The sequence below is a fragment of the Flavisericum labens genome, assembly GCF_045446075.1.
Lineage (GTDB): Bacteria > Bacteroidota > Bacteroidia > Flavobacteriales > Flavobacteriaceae > Flavisericum > Flavisericum labens.
Window position 1 is genome coordinate 185,234 of record NZ_JBJJBQ010000001.1, and the last position, 19,848, is coordinate 205,081.

19 protein-coding genes are annotated in these 19,848 nt (G+C 36.9%); 12 read left to right on the plus strand and 7 right to left on the minus strand.

From position 1 onward, the window contains the following. The first annotated feature begins 5 nt into the window (after positions 1-5). Genes ACIEHO_RS00820 through ACIEHO_RS00835 form a run of 4 tightly spaced genes read left to right on the plus strand, consistent with a single transcriptional unit; the run spans position 6 to position 3,673 of the window. On the plus strand, positions 6-320 hold the full coding sequence (locus ACIEHO_RS00820; RefSeq protein WP_406967658.1) for an antibiotic biosynthesis monooxygenase family protein: 315 nt from the start codon (positions 6-8) through the stop codon (positions 318-320). Next, positions 313-1,677 carry a tetratricopeptide repeat protein gene (locus ACIEHO_RS00825; RefSeq protein ID WP_406967660.1) on the plus strand — a complete coding sequence of 455 codons (1,365 nt, stop codon included), beginning with the start codon at positions 313-315 and terminating at the stop codon, positions 1,675-1,677. The genes ACIEHO_RS00820 and ACIEHO_RS00825 overlap by 8 nt, the downstream gene beginning before the upstream one ends. Positions 1,678-1,712: 35 nt before the next feature. Continuing rightward, positions 1,713-2,444 (plus strand): DUF4292 domain-containing protein, encoded by a 732-nt coding sequence (locus ACIEHO_RS00830; protein ID WP_406967662.1) that lies wholly within the window; start codon positions 1,713-1,715, stop codon positions 2,442-2,444. After that, on the plus strand, positions 2,444-3,673 hold the full coding sequence (locus ACIEHO_RS00835) for a murein hydrolase activator EnvC family protein (RefSeq protein ID WP_406967664.1): 1,230 nt from the start codon (positions 2,444-2,446) through the stop codon (positions 3,671-3,673). Before ACIEHO_RS00830 ends, ACIEHO_RS00835 begins: the two co-directional genes overlap by 1 nt. A gap of 463 nt (positions 3,674-4,136) precedes the next feature. Here ACIEHO_RS00835 and ACIEHO_RS00840 read toward each other — a convergent pair whose 3' ends face one another. Together ACIEHO_RS00840 and ACIEHO_RS00845 are read right to left on the minus strand one after the other, a co-directional pair. Beyond that, positions 4,137-4,646 carry an acyl-CoA thioesterase gene (locus ACIEHO_RS00840; protein WP_406968686.1) on the minus strand — a complete coding sequence of 170 codons (510 nt, stop codon included), beginning with the start codon at positions 4,644-4,646 and terminating at the stop codon, positions 4,137-4,139. 83 nt (positions 4,647-4,729) lie between these two features. Further along, a complete protein-coding gene (locus ACIEHO_RS00845) occupies positions 4,730-5,665 on the minus strand; it encodes an HU domain-containing protein (RefSeq protein ID WP_406967666.1) in 936 nt (311 codons plus the stop codon). A 104-nt stretch (positions 5,666-5,769) separates the two neighbouring features. Here ACIEHO_RS00845 and dprA point away from each other — a divergent pair, with 104 nt between their 5' ends. After that, positions 5,770-6,873: a DNA-processing protein DprA gene (dprA, locus tag ACIEHO_RS00850; protein ID WP_406967668.1), complete on the plus strand. Its 1,104-nt coding sequence runs from the start codon at positions 5,770-5,772 to the stop codon at positions 6,871-6,873. A 109-nt stretch (positions 6,874-6,982) separates the two neighbouring features. Here the strand turns inward: dprA and trpS are convergent, their stop codons facing one another. Continuing rightward, positions 6,983-7,951, minus strand: a complete 969-nt coding sequence (gene trpS / locus ACIEHO_RS00855) for a tryptophan--tRNA ligase (protein ID WP_406967670.1) — start codon at positions 7,949-7,951, stop codon at positions 6,983-6,985. A 115-nt stretch (positions 7,952-8,066) separates the two neighbouring features. On the opposite strand from trpS, the gene ACIEHO_RS00860 reads away from it, so the two are divergent. Then, positions 8,067-8,810, plus strand: a complete 744-nt coding sequence (locus tag ACIEHO_RS00860; protein ID WP_406967672.1) for a lysophospholipid acyltransferase family protein — start codon at positions 8,067-8,069, stop codon at positions 8,808-8,810. An 89-nt stretch (positions 8,811-8,899) separates the two neighbouring features. Here the strand turns inward: ACIEHO_RS00860 and ACIEHO_RS00865 are convergent, their stop codons facing one another. From ACIEHO_RS00865 to recA, 4 genes are all read right to left on the minus strand, one after another. Then, complete coding sequence (locus ACIEHO_RS00865; protein ID WP_406967674.1) at positions 8,900-10,441, minus strand: PorP/SprF family type IX secretion system membrane protein; 1,542 nt, start codon at positions 10,439-10,441, stop codon at positions 8,900-8,902. Beyond that, complete coding sequence (locus ACIEHO_RS00870; protein ID WP_406968688.1) at positions 10,441-10,983, minus strand: RNA polymerase sigma factor; 543 nt, start codon at positions 10,981-10,983, stop codon at positions 10,441-10,443. Before ACIEHO_RS00870 ends, ACIEHO_RS00865 begins: the two co-directional genes overlap by 1 nt. A gap of 30 nt (positions 10,984-11,013) precedes the next feature. Then, complete coding sequence (locus ACIEHO_RS00875) at positions 11,014-11,424, minus strand: hypothetical protein (RefSeq protein WP_406967676.1); 411 nt, start codon at positions 11,422-11,424, stop codon at positions 11,014-11,016. A 147-nt stretch (positions 11,425-11,571) separates the two neighbouring features. Continuing rightward, entirely contained in the window at positions 11,572-12,573 is a 1,002-nt protein-coding gene (gene recA / locus ACIEHO_RS00880) for a recombinase RecA (RefSeq protein ID WP_406967678.1), read from the minus strand. A gap of 339 nt (positions 12,574-12,912) precedes the next feature. Here recA and trhO point away from each other — a divergent pair, with 339 nt between their 5' ends. The 6 genes from trhO to ACIEHO_RS00910 all read left to right on the plus strand — a co-directional run bounded on the left by trhO (position 12,913) and on the right by ACIEHO_RS00910 (position 19,810). Continuing rightward, positions 12,913-13,992 carry an oxygen-dependent tRNA uridine(34) hydroxylase TrhO gene (gene trhO, locus ACIEHO_RS00885; protein WP_406967680.1) on the plus strand — a complete coding sequence of 360 codons (1,080 nt, stop codon included), beginning with the start codon at positions 12,913-12,915 and terminating at the stop codon, positions 13,990-13,992. 3 nt (positions 13,993-13,995) lie between these two features. Further along, the gene (locus ACIEHO_RS00890) at positions 13,996-15,240 is read left to right on the plus strand and encodes a U32 family peptidase (RefSeq protein ID WP_406967682.1); all 1,245 of its coding nucleotides are present in this window, start codon (positions 13,996-13,998) and stop codon (positions 15,238-15,240) included. Then, complete coding sequence (locus ACIEHO_RS00895; RefSeq protein WP_406967684.1) at positions 15,240-15,470, plus strand: ferredoxin; 231 nt, start codon at positions 15,240-15,242, stop codon at positions 15,468-15,470. Before ACIEHO_RS00890 ends, ACIEHO_RS00895 begins: the two co-directional genes overlap by 1 nt. Positions 15,471-15,628: 158 nt before the next feature. Further along, positions 15,629-16,903, plus strand: a complete 1,275-nt coding sequence (locus ACIEHO_RS00900) for a PSP1 domain-containing protein (protein WP_406967686.1) — start codon at positions 15,629-15,631, stop codon at positions 16,901-16,903. Then, entirely contained in the window at positions 16,890-17,384 is a 495-nt protein-coding gene (locus ACIEHO_RS00905) for a gliding motility lipoprotein GldH (RefSeq protein WP_406967688.1), read from the plus strand. The genes ACIEHO_RS00900 and ACIEHO_RS00905 overlap by 14 nt, the downstream gene beginning before the upstream one ends. Before the next feature lie 71 nt (positions 17,385-17,455). Next, positions 17,456-19,810 carry a penicillin-binding protein 1A gene (locus ACIEHO_RS00910; protein ID WP_406967690.1) on the plus strand — a complete coding sequence of 785 codons (2,355 nt, stop codon included), beginning with the start codon at positions 17,456-17,458 and terminating at the stop codon, positions 19,808-19,810. The last annotated feature ends 38 nt before the right edge of the window (positions 19,811-19,848 follow it).

Below are 19,848 nucleotides of genomic sequence, written 5' to 3' on the forward strand. Positions count from 1 at the left end.
TAATTATGTACATCGTTCTTTACGCATTTAAGATAAAACCCAATCAATTCGAAAGCTTTGTAAAAAGCTGGGAAGATTTGACCAATTTGATTTATAAATACGAAGGAAGTCTAGGCTCCCGATTGCATAAAAAATCAGAATCCGAATACGTGGCTTATGCACAATGGCCAAGTAAGGAAAAGTTTGAATCGGCAGGTGGAAATTTGCCAAAAAAGGCTGAAGAATCTAGATCCTTAATGAAGGCGTCTTGTATAAGTATCGAAATATTGAGCAAGCTCGAAGTTGTAAAAAATCTATTTGCAGAAAAGCCATATGATTAAAAAAAGTTTGTACATATTATTTTTTATCATAGGAATACTATTGGTTCCTCAGGGGTTCTATGCCCAAGTCGACTTCAATAAAACACCCGATGACGATTTAGGAAACAATGAAGACGAATTTCAAGAGCAGTTTTATGAAGGCTTAAAGCAAAAGGGTATCGAAAATTACGATCGGGCGGCCAAAGCCTTCTTAAAATGTATAGAAATCGATAAATCGGTACCTGTAGTACATTTTGAATTGGGAAAGAGCTATATGAAGCTTAAAAATTTTGGTGAGGCTGAAAACGCCTTAAAAGAAGCGGTTGATTTAGATCCTGATAACGAGTGGTTTTTAGATGAATTATACGGGTATTATGTGTCACAAAACGACCATAAGCGAGCTATAAAAACGGTTAAGCAGCTTGTTAAATATCACCCAGACTACAAGGAGGATTTGGCAGCGCTTTACTTTCGAAGTGAAGAATATGATGATGCCCTTGAAATTTTGGATGAATTGGATGCCCAGTTTGGTATTTCGGTGAGCAGGGACATCCTACGAAACAGGATTTATGAGGCCACAGGCCGTAAAAAAGACCAAATAAAGAATTTAGAGGAACGCGTTGAAAATAATCCTGAAAAGGAATCAAATTACTTAGCATTAATTTTCCGCTACAGCGAAAACAACGAAAAGGAAAAAGCCTTTGAAACAGCCAAAGAACTTCTAAAAATTAACCCAAATTCTCAGTTGGTTCATTTGGCACTTTATAAGTTTTATTTAAATGATGATAATGCTGAAAAGGCAATAGAATCTATGAAAATAGTTATGAAAAGCGGTGAGGTAAAACCTGATGCTAAGGTTAAGGTTTTAACCGATTTCGTAAAGTTTGTTGGCGATAATCCCGAATATGAAGCTGATTTGGTTGAAGCGACAGCCATGGTAAGTGATGATAACAATAGCAAAACGGTTATTGAATTGGGGCAGTACTATTTGGCAAAAAATAATAAAGCTAAGGCTTTAGAATATTTTGAGGCGGCATTAAAATTGGAACCTAATAATTTTGGTGTTCTGAGAAATACGATGTTGTTATATTTAGATTTAAAACAATACAATTTAGCGCTTGAAAAAAGCAGCGAATCACTTGAAAAGTTTCCATCTCAGCCACTTTTTTATTTAATAAATGGTGTTGCGAAAAATGAATTAAGCCAACCTAAAAAAGCCATTGAAACCCTAGAAATGGGGTTAGATTATATTATTGACGATACTAAAATGGAAGCCGATTTTCACAAACAACTCAGCAAATCGTATTCGCTTATGGGCAATACAGGTAAAGCGCAAACGTTTAGTGATAAGGCAAAACAATTACAACCCCAAAACTAATGCATCAATACCGCTATTTATTTATAAGTTTTATAATGCTGTTTATTTTTAATTGTAAATCAGCAAAAACGGTGGGCTCAGGCGAGGCTAATTATAACCTATCTACCAAGCAGTTGGTAAAAAATAATGCCAAACAAGCGGCCGAATTTAAAACGCTTCAGTCTCGGTTAAAAATAACCTATTCAGAAGGTGGAAAATCTCAAACGCACTCAGTAAATTTTAGGGCCAAAAAGGATGAAGCGTTATGGATAAATGCATCGTTTTCATTATTGCGCGCATTGGTTACGCCAGAAAAAGTAAGTTTTTATAACAAATTAGATAAAACCTATTTTGATGGTGATTACAAGTATTTAAGTGATTTATTGGGCACTGAATTAGATTTTCACAAAGTTCAAAATCTACTTTTGGGTGAAACCATTTATAATTTAAAGGAAGGTAATTATAATGCTTCGGTTAGCGAAGGGGCTTATGTGGTTCAGCCTAAAACTCAGCGTGATTTATTCGAGATATTCTTTTTGCTCAGTCCGTCAAACTTTAAAGTAGCATCGCAACAAATAACGCAGCCTAAGGAAATGCGACACCTACAAATCGATTATCTTTCTTATCAAGATGTTGAAAAGCAAATTCTCCCGGAGCGGATAAAGGTTATGGCGGTTGAGGCCAATGAAGAAATGTCGATTAATTTGGAATTTAAAAGCATTACTCTAAACGAAGATTTAAGGTTTCCGTTTAAAATACCTTTGGGTTTTAAGGCAATACAACTTTAATGGTAAATCAATTATTTAGAAATAAAATAGGGGTTCTTTTAGTTTTTCTGCTTTTTAGTGGCGCTATGTTTTCGCAGAATAATAAGCAAAAACAGTTGGAGAGCCGCAGGCAGGAGTTGCGTAGGGAAATCCAAAAAATCAATGAGCTTCGCGACCAAAATCAATCTAAAGCAAAATCTGAACTGTCTTTAATTGAAGATTTTAACTATAAAATCAATGTGCTTTCCAACTTAATAAAAGTAACCAATCAGCAGGCTAATTTACTAACACGCGAAATCAATTCAAATCAAGACAAAATAACCGATTTAAGAGAGGAGTTGAAACAGCTAAAACAAGACTATGCCGGGATGATAGTGAAGTCTTATAAAAGTAAAAACCAACAGAGCAGGATTATGTTTTTGCTGTCTTCAAACGATTTTAAGCAAGCTTATAAGCGTTTGCAGTACATGAAGCAGTATACAGACCACCAGAAGCAACAAGGTGAAACCATAAAGAAAAAAACGATTGAACTTCAAGCAACTAATGATAAATTATTGAAGCAGCAGGAAGAAAAAGGAAAGCTAATCGCCGAAAACAGGACGGTGCAAAAATCGTTGGAAAAAGAGCGCGCGCAACACCAATCCCTAATGGCGTCTATTAAAAAGGATTTAAGCCGGTATACTGCTCAAATTCGGCAAAAACAAAAGGAAGCCGATAGGATTGATCGTGAGATTGACCGTTTAATTAAAGCGGCCATAGCCAATTCGAATAAAAAAGCAGGAAAATCTACCTCATCAACAAGTTTTGCCTTAACGGCCGAAGAAAAAGTGTTGGCATCCAATTTCGTTTCAAATAGGGGAAAATTGCCTTGGCCTGTTGAAAAAGGGATTGTGCGCTTGGGTTATGGAACACAGCCACATCCCATCAATAAATCCTTAACTATTAAAAGTAATGGTGTACGTATTGCTACTGAAAAAGGAGCAAAGGCCCGAGCGGTTTTTGATGGTGAAGTGAGTGAAATATTTATAGCAAAAAACATAAACCCCTTTGTAATGATTCGCCATGGAAATTACTTGACGATTTACAAAAACCTGTCGGAAGTTTACGTTAAAAAAGGCGATAAGGTTACAACCAAACAAGAAATAGGCAAGGTGTTTACCAATCCTAGCAACGGAGAAACTATATTAGGTTTTACCATTTCAAAAGGGTTTAATACTGAAAATCCAAGCAGTTGGATTTATAAGATGTGACACGAAGTGTCATCCTGAACTTGTTTCAGTATCTCATTAATTTAAAAGACAACTTTGTACCACTGATGTTTTTATGTTCATTTTGCCTTGATGCAAAACGAACCAAAAAATCACGTTTGAAATGAGGGATTTTTTCTGTTTTTAACACAAAAACCAAAAATAAAATCTAAATTTTCTCCAAGGCTTCGAAAATTATTAACGATTGGATTTTTATATTCTGCATTTCAAAGGTCAATTCTGTGAATTGATTTGGGACTTTGCTTTTAACTTAGTTTTCGGGTTATCTAAAAGTTTTTGTTTAAAATAAAGTTGGCAGATATACGAGTTAGGGATTGCAGTTGAAAGCCCACAAATCGACGAAGGAGGTGCGAGGAATTGTAGCGGAAAGCCCGACTTTTTGCAATCCTGAAAGGTTTTTAAAACCTGACAGGTATGAGTAAAAAGTAGCGCCCAAATAATTATATTAATCAAACAAAGCTTTTAACTCACTTGCTTCATTAGGCTTTATTTTTCCGGCAAGTAATAAACTCAATTGTTTACGGCGTAAAGCGGCATTAAAGCGTTCTTTTTCCAAATCTGTTTCGGGAATCAATTCTGGTACAACGATGGGCCTTCCGGTTTCATCGACTGCAACAAAAGTGTAAATACCTTCGTTAGCCTTGGTTCTGTTGCCAGATTCGCGGTCTTCAATCCAAACATCAATAAACACCTCCACAGAAGTTTTAAAGGCTCTTGACACCTTAGCTTCAACAGTAACTACGCTTCCCAATGGCACAGCTCTGTTAAAGGCTACATGGTTTACAGAGGCGGTTACCACAATGCGTCTACTATGGCGACGGGCAGCAATACTAGCGGCGCGGTCCATTCGGGCCAACAACTCCCCACCAAATAAGTTATTTAAAGGGTTGGTTTCACCAGGCAAAACCATATCGGTTAAAATAGTAAGTGATTCTTTGGGTGTTTTTGCTTTCATCATTTATAAATTTTAATGATGGCGCAAAGGTAAAAGGAATTTAGGATTTAGCTGATAAATTCAAAAGATAAATAGGTCAGCCCTTAGTCTAATTTTTTAACCCACAACCAAGCATCTCTATTGTGCGTTTTTTTAATGTTTCTAAGTGCTTTCAGAGCTTCTAAACGGTCTTCGTAACTGGCATAAACCACTTGGTGTAAACCATATTTATTGGCTCCAATTTTTCTGGCACTAAAACCATCTGCTTTAAGCTGCTTTACTTTTTTGTCACAGTTTTCTTCAACCCTAAAAGCACCGGCAATAATGTGGTAGTTCCCTGTTTGTTTGGTTACGTTTAGAGTAACAGCAGGTAAGGGGTTTAGGCTAAATGTTGCTTGTTGTATTTTGTTTTCCAATTGTTTTGCAGCTTCTTCCTGCGCCAATTGGTTGTGTTCTTCAATTTTATTTACATAAAAATTTGAAGCCGCTACGCCGCCCAAAGTTAAGGCTATTAAGGCTATTGCTGCGTATTTTAGGTAAGGCTTAGACTTGCGTTTTTCGGGAGTTATGGAAATAGGTACAACCTTTTCAAGTTCTTCAACCGTTTCTTTATGTTCTTCCCTTGCTATTGAAGGCAACTCAAATTGAGAGAGACCAAAAGCATCGGTAAGATAGTTTAATTCGTAAGTCGGCTCAAACAGAATTTTGCCTTCATTATTAAAAACAAGGTCTCCAATGTTTTTGAAGGTCAAGGTTTCGCCTTGTGTTAAATATGATTTTAACAGTTTTACCCGCTTCTCTATTTTTTTAGTGGCAACCTCAAAAGGTATTTTTTCTACATCGGCAATATAATTGGCCAAAAGACCATCGTTTTTCTGAATTTGTTCGTTAAACGAAAGTACTTTTTTGGGCGCATAAAATGTACTTGAAGCATCATCAATGGTGGCCGATACACGTTGTGTTAAAAATGCGCCAAACTCAGGAATGGTGACGCACTCATATCTATAGAGTAAGTCGCTAATATAGGTTTCTAGTTGCATGTAAACAAAGTTAAAAAAATAAGCTTTTGGATAAAATTTACTTTGAAGTATTTATTAACAGCCCAAAAATTCTTTTATTGTAGTTTCAAAATCAACACCATAGAATGACCGAAAACGAATTGCTTTATACTTTAGCGCTGCAAAATGTGCCCAATATAGGCGATATTACGGCCAAACGATTGATTGCGAAATGTGGTTCTCCTGAAGCCGTTTTAAAGGAAAAGAAGCAAAATCTCCTTAAAATTGATGGCATCGGAAATGTTACAATAAGCGATTTGTTTAAACCCCATCATTTAAAGGAAGCTGAAAAGGAAATCGATTTTATAAAACAGAATGACATTAAAGTGTCTTATTTTCAGGAAAATGATTATCCCGAAAGTTTAAAACACTGCATTGATGGCCCTATTTTGCTTTTTCAAGTTGGAAACTTCAATTTACAAAACCAGCCTATTGTTAGTATTGTGGGCACACGAAAAATCACCACAAGTGGAGTGGCTTTTTGTGAAAATTTAGTAGAGCAATTAGCGCCATACAATCCAATAATTGTTTCGGGATTTGCTTATGGTACAGATATTACCGCACATAAAGCTGCAATAAAAAACAATTTGCAGACTATTGGCTGTTTGGCACATGGGCTCAATCAAATTTATCCCAAAGTGCATAAAAAGCATATGGTTGATGTGGAAAAGAACGGTGGGTTTTTTACCGATTTTTGGAGCAGTGCTACATTTGAGAGGAACAATTTTTTAAAACGTAACCGTATTATTGCCGGTTTAAGCGAAGCGACCATTGTTATTGAATCGGCCGAAAAGGGCGGAAGTTTAGTAACTGCCGATATTGCCAATTCGTATAACCGAGAGGTGTTTGCCGTGCCGGGGAGAACCACCGATAGCCAAAGCACAGGTTGTAATAATTTAATTAAACATCAAAGAGCGCATATGCTTACAGTACCTGCAGACATACCGTATATTTTAAATTGGGAACTTGAGGGCAAAGTAAAACCAACAGTACAAAAACAATTATTTGTTGAACTGGACGATACAGAAAAAGCCATTTACAATTTCTTAAAGGAAAACGAAAAAGAACAGTTGGATATGATTGCCCTAAATTGCCAAATCCCTATTTTTAAGGTGGCCAGTGTTTTGTTAAATATGGAACTAAAAGGGGTTGTGCGCCCGTTACCAGGAAAAATGTTTGAACTGGTTTGACTTGTCATTCCTGCGGAGGCAGAAACCTTATAAAAATTGTTACAATTTTGATTTAATCCTTTATATGCTCATCAAATGAATCAGAGATTCCTGCTTCCACAGGAATTTGTTAATACCCAACCTTACCCCTAACGCGCTTTAAAACATCATCGGCCACTAATTTTGCCTTTTTTGCACCTAACGCTAATGCGTCATCAATCTCGCTGAGGTTGTTCATATAGTGGTTGTAGCGTTCGCGTTCAGTTGCGAATTTTTCAATAATCAATTGGAATAATGCTTGTTTAGCATGGCCGTAACCATACCCGCCATTTTCGTAATTGGCTTTCATAGTTTCGATTTGTGCTTCATCGGCCAATAAACTATAAAGTGCAAAACAATTACAGGTTTTCCAATCTTTGGGTTTTTCAAGTGGCGTACTATCAGTTTGAATACCCATAATTTGTTTTCTAAGCTTTTTATCAGCCAAGAAAATATTTATGGTGTTGTTTCGGCTTTTGCTCATTTTTTCACCATCTGTTCCTGGAATAAGCATGGTGTTTTCCTGTATTTTTCCTTTAGGTAAAACAAATGTTTCGCCCATTTTTGTATGGAATCTAGAGGCCACATCACGGGTCATTTCAATATGTTGTAGTTGATCTTTCCCTACTGGAATGATTTCAGCATCATATAACAAAATATCGGCAGCCATTAGCATGGGGTAAGAAAAAAGTCCAGAATTGACATCTTCAAGTCTGTCGGCTTTGTCTTTAAAACTGTGGGCCAAGGTTAGTCGTTGGTATGGAAAAAAACAGCTTAAATACCAAGAGAGTTCAGTAACTTGCGGAATATCGCTTTGCCTGTAAAACACTGTTTTGTCAATGTCCAGCCCAAAAGCTAACCATGTTGCAGCCGTTGAATAGGTGTTTTCACGAAGCGTTTCGGCATCTTTAATTTGTGTTAAGGTGTGCAAATTTGCAATAAATAAAAACGAATCATTTTCAGGGTTATTGGCCATATCAATCGCGGGGATAATGGCACCTAAAATATTCCCTAAATGTGGTGTTCCTGTACTTTGTATTCCTGTGAGTATTCTTGACATAGTGTTATTTCCACGGAAGTGGGAATCTCATTAAAGTTAATCTTTAGCTTGATGTTCGGGCAAAGGTAATTTTTTTAATAGAATTGCTCAATACAATTATGTATTTTTGGATTCGATGAAAATTTTTAAAAACATTTTTTATACGCTATACCGCATTTGGTTTTATGTATTGGTCGCCTTACCAATTGTTGCTTTGTTTCCGGTGCTGTTAATCTCTATTTCAAAGGAATCTTGGTATCCTTTCTTTTTTAAACTGGCGCGGTTTTGGGCTAAATTCATATTGCTGGGTATGGGTTTTGTTTATAAAATTGAACGTAATGAAACTCCGGAAATGGAAAAAAGTTACATGTTTGTTGCTAACCACACTTCGATGGCAGATATTATGCTTATGCTCGTTTCAGTTAAAAACCCCTTTGTTTTTGTGGGTAAAAAGGAATTGGCTAAAATTCCATTATTTGGTTTCTTTTACAAACGAACTTGCATTATGGTAGACCGGTCGTCGGTAAAAAGCAGGCAAGCGGTTTTTCTAAGAGCGCAACGTAGATTACAGTCGGGTTTGAGTATTTGTATCTTTCCTGAAGGTGGCGTGCCAGAAGAACACATTATACTTGATGAATTTAAAGATGGCGCTTTTAGGTTAGCCATTAACCATCAAATACCTGTTGTGCCTATTACTTTTGCTGATAATAAAAAACGTTTTTCTTATACTTTTCTGAGTGGTAGCCCTGGAAGGATGCGCGTGAAAACCCACCAATTTTTACCTACTGAAGGTTTAACGATTGCAAACACCAAGTCGTTAAATAATAAGGCTAGAAATATTATTTTTGACCAATTAAGAAGATTTAATCAAAAGACATGAAAAAAACTGCTCCTATCAGGAGCAGTTTTTTCGATATTCGTTTTACGAAATTGTCATAGAACCAATATCAAGATCTAACTAAAAAAAATCTAAAATTTTATTGCAAATCCAGTATAAACACCAATAAAGAATGGTGTGAAATTACCTGATGTATTGTTAAACGTATTGAACTGGTATTTAAACATGGGCTCTAAATTCAAATCGAATTTTTTAGAGACTTTATAATTTAAACCCAGACCAAAATTAGCACTGTAGCTTACTTTATTGATGTTATTGGCTTCGCCTAAAAATACACGCGGGCCATTTTCGGCTTTGGAATATATTTCGTTGTTATCTAAAAAGAAAGAACTAAAACCACCTATAACATTTACGCCAAATTTTTTACCTAATAAGGTGTATTGAATCTCTAAAGGAACTTCTATGTACCCAAAAGCTTGATTAATTGTTGTATTTGAAGATAATAATGCTTGTGGCAAATCTCCAGCAGCCACAGATTCCGAACTTACCACAGAGTAGCCAGATGCATTTCCAGAATTTACATTTTGTAAGGCACTACTACTCGAACTTAATCCAACAGACTGGTATAAAATGATGTCGTTGGTATTATACCCCAAATTAACTTTATTGATACCTGAACGAATCTTCACTTTATTGGTAACGGCATAGCTGGCCGTAATACCATAACTCATGTTGAGATCCCCGCTTTTTGAGTTGCTGTTGAACTGGGGGTCAATTGAAGAACCTTCACCTAGAGTGTTAAAGTAAACTGGCGCTGCATTTGGCGCTATGCTCCATTTATTTCGTTGATTAGTGGTCTTTTCTTTTAAAATGTCTTTATTGTTTTCAAGAGCCTCTTCAATGGTCAACGGGCTTTCATCACTGTTAGCTTCTGAAACTTGCTCGGGGGGTACATTGGTTTTAGTCTTTGCAAGTCCTGAATTGTTATCGTCTGAAGCATTGTTAATTAGTTCTTTGGCGTTTTCTTTATCAACTAGTTGATTTTTGTCGTCACTTTGTTCATCATTTGAAGATACTATAGCATTTTTATCTGACATTTCATTTAAAAGTGATTTGGTATCAATTTTATCTTCAGATAAATTAGCCACTGCTTCATTTTCATTTGAATTAGTTAAATGAGATTTAATGTTTTCTTTTTTGGTTGGTGCTAACTTCGAGTTGTTTTTTATTTTAACTGTTGAAGGTTCTGTTTTAGCAACCGATGTTCCGTTAGTTGGAACAACATCTTCTGGTGCCGTCTGGTTGTCTTCAACAAAATCTTCCTCTGGACTGAGGTTCTCAGTCGCAATACTTTCTGTATGGTCAATTTGATTCAAGTTGTTTAACGGGGAGTTGCCATCCGTTTTAACCTCTTCATTGGGTACTTTTTTAGTGTCAACAACGGGGTTCGGGTTGTTGTTTTCGTTGTTGAAAAAGAGTCCGCCAACGGATAAAAAAATCAAAAGCAAGGCTGCAACACCAGCGTAACGCCACCAAATCGGAATAACACGACGCTTGTTCTTTTTTTGGTTAAGCTTTGATTCGATATTTTTCCAAACAGCATCACTGGGCTGGGCTTCAAAATCTTTGAAACCTTCTTGAAATAATCGGTCTATGTGCTTTTTGTCACTCATTATAATAGTTGTGAACGATGTGTTATTTTATTGCTTTCAATGGTTTGTTTTAAAATCTGTCGGGCACGTGCCAAATTTGATTTTGAGGTACCCACCGTTATTTCTAGCATCTTTGCAATGTCTTTATGCGAATAGCCATCCAATACATAAAGGTTGAAAACCAATCGGTACCTGTCTGGTAATTCCTGAATGATTTTTAACAAAAAATCAATAGAAACGGTATCTTCTTCAACTTCAACTTCAACATCTTCAATGTTGTCTTCATTAATAATGTCAAAAACCTTTTCGTTTCTGTAACGCTGCAATACGGTGTTTACTGTAATACGCTTAATCCAGCCTTCAAAAGAACCTTTATGCTTATACTGTTCAATTTTTTCGAAAATGGTTAAAAATGCGTCTTGCAGATTGTCTTCTGCTTCGGCATAGTTTCTCGAATACTTTAAGCATACCGCGAACAACTTGTTGGAATACAACTTATATAATTCGCTTTGTGCTTGAGTATTTTCAACTTTACAATTTTCTATGAGTTGGTCTAAACTCAAATTAAACATGTATTAATTAAAACCCGTTTTTTACTCAACAACCGGAACTTCAATAGTTAAATACTGAGATTCATCATTTTCATCTTTACCTTGCCAGAATTTAAAAATATAAGAACCGTTACTGGTTACTATAAAGTTAAGCGTGGCTTCGGTTAGAACATCTTCGAGAGTTTCGCAGTCACTACTTTCAAACACATAGTTTATTGGAGCTACGGTGCGTTGATTGTTTTCTTTCTGATAGTAGAACTCCTTAAAACCATGGCATGTAGATGGCCTGAAATACGATACTGTAATTGGGTAGGTTTCCCCCATTACAAACTCATCAGGAATGTCTACACTTTCAACTGGTAATACCTCAAAACTATAGCTCGTGCCGTCGTCGTTAACGCTACATGAAACGACAAACCCGAGTGCTAAACAAAGTAAAGCAAATTTTTTCATAGCAAATAAATTTAGGGTTAAATACATGTTTGCACTATGTAGATACCTAATTTATAAAAAGGTTGCGTGAAAATGATGCTTTTTTATTGTAATTATTTAAAAAAGAGTGTTTTAAACAAAAACCCCGCTTTTGCGGGGTTTTTTGTGTTATTTTTCGGAAACGGCTTTTCTAACCTTTTCTTCCAGTTCATCCATAAGTTCTGGATTATCTTTTATCAAAGCTTTTACGGCATCGCGACCTTGGCCTAATTTGGTTTCGTCGTAACTAAACCACGAACCGCTTTTCTTTACAATTTCGTATTCTACGGCCAAATCCAAAATTTCACCTACTTTGCTAACGCCTTCGCCGTACATAATATCGAACTCAGCCATTTTAAAAGGTGGGGCTACTTTATTTTTAACCACTTTTACACGGGTTTTGTTTCCGGCTACATCACCATTGGTTTCTTTAATTTGAGTAGATCGGCGAATATCCAAACGTACGGAAGCATAGAATTTTAAAGCATTACCTCCTGTTGTGGTTTCTGGGTTACCAAACATGACACCAATTTTTTCACGTAATTGGTTGATGAATATTACTGTACAGTGGGTCTTGCTAATGGAAGCAGTTAATTTTCTTAAGGCTTGCGACATTAATCTAGCATGTAGTCCCATTTTAGAGTCGCCCATTTCGCCTTCAATTTCACTCTTTGGTGTTAAGGCTGCTACCGAATCGATTACAACAATATCAATAGCCCCAGAACGAATAAGATTATCGGTAATTTCTAAAGCTTGCTCTCCATTATCGGGTTGCGAGATTATTAAATTTTCAATATCCACACCTAATTTTTCAGCATAAAAACGATCGAAAGCATGTTCAGCATCAATAAAAGCAGCAATTCCACCAGCTTTTTGGGCTTCGGCAATAGCATGTAACGTTAAGGTGGTTTTACCTGATGATTCTGGCCCGTAAATTTCTATCACACGGCCACGTGGGTAACCGCCAACACCTAGGGCTATATCCAATCCTAATGACCCCGAAGAAATGGCATCTACATCTTGTACGGCGGCATCGCTCATTTTCATTACGGTACCTTTGCCGTAAGCCTTGTCTAATTTATCTAGGGTAAGTTTTAATGCTTTTAATTTAGCGTCTTTTTCACTGCTCATTTTCAATTTTTTTCTAAAATTATGCTTGCTAAAGTACTACAACTTTTTGGCATATCACAATAATAGTTTTCAACATAAATTTTAAAAAAAGGAATTTTATTACGCAACCTTTTAGTAAGATTTGCATCTTATGCCTAAAGAGGAAAAATTTTGCTATCAAATTTACCAAACGAGTTTTGAAAACAGACTAACTCAAACTCAGTAAAAGGCACTTAGGCACTATGTTTAGGTGCTTTTTTTATTGATTAAAAGGGTATTTCTTCTTAAAATTGTACTTTTGCAGCCTAAAATATTTCTTTGTTCCGCATTATGCGGCTTTAACCTTAAAATTAGTATAGCATGCAACTGTACAATAAATTAAGCGCAAAAGAAAGGGCAGAATTAATCGAAAAAGCCGGAAAAGACCGATTAACGCTTTCTTTCTATAAGTACGCTAAAATTGAAAATACACAAGAATTTAGAGATCAGCTATTCCTGGTTTGGGACCAATTGGATGTCCTAGGTCGCATTTATGTAGCTGCCGAAGGTGTTAATGGACAATTATCGCTTCCTGCCGATAGGTTTAACGAATTCAAAACGCATTTAGATTCCATATCTTTTTTAAAGGATATTAGGCTTAATGTTGCGGTAGAACAGGATAACATGTCGTTTTTAAAACTGAAGGTTAAGGTGCGTAACAAAATTGTGGCCGATGGCTTAAACGACGACACGTTTGATGTTACCAATAAAGGTGTTCATGTTGGTGCTGAAAAATTCAACCAACTGATTGAAGATGAAAAAACGGTTTTGGTCGATATGCGCAACCACTATGAAAGCGAGATAGGACACTTTAAAAATGCCGTAACGCCAGATGTTGATACGTTTCGTGAGTCTTTAGATATTATTGAAGAAGATTTAAAAGAGCATAAAGAAGACAAGAATCTCGTGATGTATTGCACTGGTGGTATTCGTTGCGAAAAGGCGAGCGCCTATTTTAAGCATAAAGGTTTTAAAAATGTTTTTCAGTTAGAAGGCGGTATTATTGAATACACCCGACAGGTAAACGAAAACAAATTGGAGAATAAGTTTTTGGGAAAGAACTTTGTTTTTGATGAGCGCCGAGCAGAAAAAATTAGCGAAGACGTTATTGCACAATGTCACCAATGCGGCGCACCTTTCGATGTGCATACCAACTGTGCCAATGATGCTTGCCATTTACTTTTTATTCAATGCGATAAGTGTAAGGAAGAAATGAATAATTGTTGTTCAAACAATTGCAAAGAAATACACGCTTTACCATACGAAGAGCAAAAAACTCTCAGAAAAGGCCAGGGAAATAGTAACGACATCTTTAAAAAAGGCCGGGCAGACCATTTGCCTTACAAAAAGGATTTAAGGAACATCTTCGAAACCCTAAAAGCAGATAAAATTAAATCTTAAGCCATGCAGAATATAGAGTTAATGGCACCTGCTGGTAATTTTGAATCGTTGCAGGCTGCTTTAGATAATGGTGCAGATTCCATTTACTTTGGAGTTGAGCAATTGAATATGCGCGCAAGGGCATCGATGAATTTTACCTTAGAAGATTTGCCCGAAATCGCAAAACGTTGCAAAGCCAAAAGTGTAAGAACGTATTTAACATTAAACACCATTATTTACGACCATGACCTATCGATTGTAAAAACCTTGATTAAAAAAGCTAAAGAAGCTGATATAACAGCAGTTATTGCTATGGACCAGGCCGTGATTATGGCAGCACGCGAAGCTGGTATGGAAGTGCATATTTCTACTCAAATCAACATCACAAATATTGAAACGGTAAAGTTTTACGCCATGTTCGCCGATACTATGGTGCTTAGTCGTGAATTGAGCTTAAGGCAAGTAAAAAAGATTACCGAGCAAATAGAAAAGGAGCAGGTAACAGGCCCTTCGGGTAAACTGGTAGAAATCGAAATTTTTGGACATGGGGCACTATGCATGGCTGTTTCTGGGAAGTGCTATCTAAGTTTGCATTCTCAAAATTCATCTGCCAATAGAGGGGCGTGCAAGCAAAATTGCCGAAAAAAATATACTGTTGTAGATCAGGAAACTGGTTTTGAAATGGAGCTGGATAACGATTATATCATGTCTCCAAAAGATTTGTGTACCATCGACTTTTTAGATGAGGTAGTCGATGCTGGAATAAAAGTGTTGAAGATTGAAGGACGGGGGCGAGCACCAGAATACGTGGCCAAGGTTATTAAATGTTATCGGGAAGCTATCGACAGTCTTGAAAATGGCACCTACAGCAAAAATGAAGTGATTTCTTGGATGCAAACCTTAGAGACCGTTTACAACCGTGGGTTCTGGAGTGGCTATTATTTAGGTCAAAAACTGGGTGAATGGAGTAAAGGCTCGGGGTCTCATGCCACCCAAAAAAAAGTTTATATCGGTAAGGGTGTGCACTTCTTTCCTAAGGCAAAAGTGGGTGAATTTAAAATTGAGGCCTATAATATAAACGTTGGAGATACCGTGTTAGTTACTGGGCCCACCACTGGAGCACAAGAGTTGGTTGTGACAGATATGATGGTTAACGACGAAAACAACTCCCAAGGTATCAAAGGCGATTCGGTAACTTTAAAACTGCCATTCAGGATTAGGCAATCTGACAAACTTTATAAAATTGTAGTAAATAAAGTAGAAGCCTAATGGTCGTCATCACATTACAAAGAAAAAAATGCATTGGCTGTAATTACTGCGTTGAGTTGGCGCCAAATCAGTTTCAAATGTCAAAAAAAGACGGTAAATCGGTATTGTTGCATTCCAATGAAAAAAAAGGTTTTTTCACTTTAAAATCAAACGACGAGTTAATTTTAGATGATTGTGACAATGCCGCAAAAGCATGCCCCGTTAAGATTATATCTGTTAAGCAGGTTTAAACCCGTAAAATATTATTTTAATAGTTCATCGCACACAGATTATTACCAGCTTCTTTTTTTAAGTACTGCAAATAATCATATATTTACAAATCGAAAACACAATTTTAACCATCATTCGTAATAATCTAATTATTAACGAATTCAATATATAAAAACATATGGCCTGCGCTAGTTGCACAACTAAAGACGGTTCCCCAAAGGGCTGCAAAAACAACGGTACCTGTGGTACAGATAGTTGTAATAAATTAACCGTTTTTGATTGGTTGGCAAACATGTCGCTTCCCAGCGGAGAAAAGCCATACAATTGGTTTGAGGTTCGTTTTAAAAATGGACGAAAAGAGTACTACCACAATTTAGATAATCTCACTTTAAGTATTGGCGATATTGTGGCTACCCAAGCAAAATCTGGTCACGATATTGGCATGGTTACCCTTACGGGGGAATTGGTGCGCGTTCAAATGAAGCGCAAAAACATTCCCGATAAGGTTGAAGAAGGTTTAAAAATATACCGAAAGGCCAGCCAGAAAGACATCGATATTTGGCAAAAAGCCAGAGATAGGGAAGAAGCTATGAAAGTGAAAGCCCGCCAGTTTGCTATCGATTTAAGGTTGCAAATGAAAATTTCCGACATCGAATTTCAGGGGGATGCCAGTAAAGCTACTTTTTATTATACAGCAGAAGAGCGCGTAGATTTCAGAGAACTAATCAAAGTTTTTGCACGAGAGTTCAGAACCCGAATTGAAATGAAGCAAGTGGGTTTCCGTCAAGAGGCGGCAAGACTTGGGGGTATTGGGTCATGTGGGCGCGAATTGTGCTGTTCTACTTGGTTAACCGATTTTCGCTCGGTAAGCACATCGGCAGCGCGCTATCAGCAGCTGTCCTTAAATCCGCAAAAGTTAGCAGGGCAATGTGGTAAGCTAAAATGCTGTTTAAATTACGAGCTTGATACGTACCTAGATGCGTTAAAAGACTTTCCAAAAACCGATACAAAGCTTTATACCGAAAAAGGAACGGCAGTATGCCAAAAAACAGATATTTTCAAAGGTCACATGTGGTATGCCTATGAAGGCGAATGGATGAACTGGCACAAAATAACTACCGATCAAGCCAATGAAATTATCGAATTGAATAAGCAAAATAAAAAAATTGCTAGCCTTGAAGAATATGCTTCAGATGTAGTTGAAGATACTAAAAATGAGTTTGAGAACGTTGTAGGTCAAGATAGCTTAACAAGGTTCGATAGTCCAAAACGAAATAAAAAACGTAAAAGTAATAGAAGAAAGGGCAATCGAAGAAATAACAGAAATGCTCCAGCCAATAACGATGGTCAAAAGCAAAACCAAGCCCAAACGCAACAGCAGGGACAAAAAAATAAAAGGAGAAGAAAAAACAATAAACGAAAACCTCAAAACAGTAAAAATGCTGAAAAATAGAGTCTGGTTATCTTTTGCAATAGGGGCCTTGTTTTTTGTTTCGTGCGACTCCAACCGTGTTTTCGATACATACAAATCGGTACCTAATAAATGGCATAAAGATTCTATAGTTAGTTTTAAGTTTAACCCGCCAGATTCAACCAATGCCTATAATTTGTTTGTTAATTTACGCAATACCAATGCCTATAAATACAACAATTTATTTTTGATTGTTGAAATGGTATTTCCGCATGGCAAAACCGTAAAAGACACTTTGGAATATAGAATGGCCGCACCCGATGGAAAACTATTAGGAACAGGCCATACCGATGTAAAAGAAAACAAATTATGGTACAAAGAAGACGTAGTGTTTAACGAATCGGGGGATTATACGGTTAGCATTCAACATGCCATGAGAGAAACTGGAAAGGTAAATGGAGTAAAGGAACTGGAAGGTATTACCGATGTTGGTTTTAGAGTAGAAACCCTGAATACAAAATAAAATATTTATACTTAGTCTTTTGGCTTTATTCAAGAAAGTCTAAAGTCGAAGTTTTTTTTAATAAGTAGTACATGGCAAAAGCAAAAAAAGAACCTAAAAAAGCAACCCCAGATTTTTCAAAGTACATCCGCTGGTTCTGGATGCTGTTTCTAGGAGGCATAATAGTCGTAGTATTAATATTTTTAATGGCCTCTTGGGGCTGGTTGGGAAAAATGCCAGACCACACGCAATTGGAAAACCCACGAACCAATTTAGCGACCGAAATTATTTCTTCAGATGGACAAACCTTAGGTAAATTCTATTTTAACGATAATCGAACACCCGTAAGTTATAACGATTTACCAGAGCATTTAGTGAATGCCTTAATAGCCACTGAAGATGAACGTTTTCATGAGCATTCGGGTATTGATGCCCGAGGCACGTTACGGGCTGTGGTGAAATTAGGAAGCAGTGGAGGAGCCAGTACTATTTCACAACAGTTGGCAAAACAGTTGTTCCATGGTGAAGGTTCAAGAAATATTGTAGAGCGTATACTTCAAAAAATAAAAGAATGGGTTATCGCTATACGTTTAGAGCGCCAATATACCAAAGAAGAAATTATAGCACAGTATTTCAATATTTACGACTTTTTAAATAATGCCGATGGTATTCGTAGTGCATCGCGAATTTATTTTGGAAAGGAACCAAAGGACCTAAACCTTAAAGAATCAGCTATGTTGGTGGGGATGTTTAAAAATTCGGCGTTGTATAACCCCAGAAGAAACCCAGTTGGTGTGAAAAATAGACGTAATGTGGTTTTAGCTCAAATGGCGGAAAATGACTATATCAATGAAAAGTTAAAGGACTCACTTCAGCAAACAGAACTCGATTTGAACTATACACCGGAATCACATCGAGAAGGAATTGCGACCTATTTTAGAGGCTATTTGGATGGTTTTATGAAAGAATGGATTGCAAATAATCCCAAACCTGATGGATCCAAATGGAATTTGTACAACGACGGATTGAAAATATACACCACTATCGATTCTCGTATGCAACAACATGCCGAAGATGCCGTGCAGCAGCATATGGCTAAGTTACAAGCCGAATTTTTTCACCAAAATACACCAGATAGAAATCCAACAGCACCTTTTTTAGATCTGGATCAAACTGAAATTGACGATTTGATGAACCGTTCTATAAGGCAATCAGAACGTTGGAGGCATATGAAATATGATTTAAAAAAATCTGATGAAGAAATTAAAAAATCTTTTCAAAAACCAACCCAAATGACGGTTTTTCAATGGAAAGATGGGCAACCTTCAGAGTTTGATACCATTATGAAACCAATCGATTCCATGAGGTATTACAAGTCATTTTTACGAACCGGTATGATGTCTATGAACCCCCAGACAGGTCATGTAAAAGCATGGGTTGGAGGGGTAAATTACAGACATTTTCAGTACGATATGGTAAAACAAGGTAAGCGCCAAGTGGGTTCAACCTTTAAACCTTTTGTTTATGCTACAGCTATAGATCAATTACATTATTCGCCCTGTGATGAGTTTCCAGACGTGCCTTTTTGCATTGAAGCCAACAAATATGGAAATCCTAAGGAGTGGTGTCCAAGTAATTCTAATGGCGATAATGATTACGGAGGAACACGGACATTAAAAAATGCTTTGGCAAATTCTGTAAATACCATAACGGCCCAATTAATGGATAAAGTAGGTCCACAAACGGTGGTAGACCTAGTGAAAAAGTTAGGTGTTGACTCTAATGTACCCGTTGTTCCATCGATAGCATTAGGTACTCCAGACATAAGTGTTTATGAAATGGTTGGGGCTTACTCTGCATTTGCCAATCAAGGGGTTTATACAAAGCCGGTAATGGTAACCAATATTGAAGATAAAAACGGGACCATTTTATATCAGTTTAAACCCGAAACAAGAGATGTACTTAGTGCTGAATCGGCTTATGTGACTGTTAAGCTTTTAGAGGGTGTTACTCAAGGTGGATCTGGGACAAGACTACGTGGTAATTGGGCTGTAAATAATCAAGTTTATAAAGAAGTAATTACAGGTTATCCATATGAATTTACTAATCCCATAGCTGGAAAAACAGGAACCACACAAAACCAAAGTGATGGTTGGTTTATGGGCATGGTGCCCAATTTAGTTACAGGGGTTTGGGTAGGTGCGGAAGATAGAGCCGCTCACTTTGCTAGCATTACTTATGGTCAAGGTGCAACCATGGCCTTGCCGATCTGGGGGTCGTACATGAAGAGTTGTTATGCGGACCCTGAATTGAATATTTCAAAAGAAGAGTTTATTGAACCTGAAAATCTTTCTATACGAGTGGATTGCTCCACAGCACCAGATAAAGATGGTAGCGACAACCCGAATCCAGTTGAAGACACTGCTGATGATTTGGATTTTGGGTAAGATTTTTAATTTTTTCATGATTTAAAATCGAATGGGAA

Excerpts from the sequence above, each read along its gene's own strand:
- ACIEHO_RS00820 (WP_406967658.1), top strand. The coding sequence starts at position 6 with ATGTACATCGTTCTTTACGCATTTAAGATAAAACCCAATCAATTCGAA.
- ACIEHO_RS00825 (WP_406967660.1), top strand. The coding sequence starts at position 313 with ATGATTAAAAAAAGTTTGTACATATTATTTTTTATCATAGGAATACTA.
- ACIEHO_RS00830 (WP_406967662.1), top strand. The coding sequence starts at position 1,713 with ATGCTGTTTATTTTTAATTGTAAATCAGCAAAAACGGTGGGCTCAGGC.
- ACIEHO_RS00835 (WP_406967664.1), top strand. The coding sequence starts at position 2,444 with ATGGTAAATCAATTATTTAGAAATAAAATAGGGGTTCTTTTAGTTTTT.
- ACIEHO_RS00840 (WP_406968686.1), bottom strand. The coding sequence starts at position 4,646 with ATGAAAGCAAAAACACCCAAAGAATCACTTACTATTTTAACCGATATG.
- ACIEHO_RS00845 (WP_406967666.1), bottom strand. The coding sequence starts at position 5,665 with ATGCAACTAGAAACCTATATTAGCGACTTACTCTATAGATATGAGTGC.
- dprA (WP_406967668.1), top strand. The coding sequence starts at position 5,770 with ATGACCGAAAACGAATTGCTTTATACTTTAGCGCTGCAAAATGTGCCC.
- trpS (WP_406967670.1), bottom strand. The coding sequence starts at position 7,951 with ATGTCAAGAATACTCACAGGAATACAAAGTACAGGAACACCACATTTA.
- ACIEHO_RS00860 (WP_406967672.1), top strand. The coding sequence starts at position 8,067 with ATGAAAATTTTTAAAAACATTTTTTATACGCTATACCGCATTTGGTTT.
- ACIEHO_RS00865 (WP_406967674.1), bottom strand. The coding sequence starts at position 10,441 with ATGAGTGACAAAAAGCACATAGACCGATTATTTCAAGAAGGTTTCAAA.
- ACIEHO_RS00875 (WP_406967676.1), bottom strand. The coding sequence starts at position 11,424 with ATGAAAAAATTTGCTTTACTTTGTTTAGCACTCGGGTTTGTCGTTTCA.
- recA (WP_406967678.1), bottom strand. The coding sequence starts at position 12,573 with ATGAGCAGTGAAAAAGACGCTAAATTAAAAGCATTAAAACTTACCCTA.
- trhO (WP_406967680.1), top strand. The coding sequence starts at position 12,913 with ATGCAACTGTACAATAAATTAAGCGCAAAAGAAAGGGCAGAATTAATC.
- ACIEHO_RS00890 (WP_406967682.1), top strand. The coding sequence starts at position 13,996 with ATGCAGAATATAGAGTTAATGGCACCTGCTGGTAATTTTGAATCGTTG.
- ACIEHO_RS00895 (WP_406967684.1), top strand. The coding sequence starts at position 15,240 with ATGGTCGTCATCACATTACAAAGAAAAAAATGCATTGGCTGTAATTAC.
- ACIEHO_RS00900 (WP_406967686.1), top strand. The coding sequence starts at position 15,629 with ATGGCCTGCGCTAGTTGCACAACTAAAGACGGTTCCCCAAAGGGCTGC.
- ACIEHO_RS00905 (WP_406967688.1), top strand. The coding sequence starts at position 16,890 with ATGCTGAAAAATAGAGTCTGGTTATCTTTTGCAATAGGGGCCTTGTTT.
- ACIEHO_RS00910 (WP_406967690.1), top strand. The coding sequence starts at position 17,456 with ATGGCAAAAGCAAAAAAAGAACCTAAAAAAGCAACCCCAGATTTTTCA.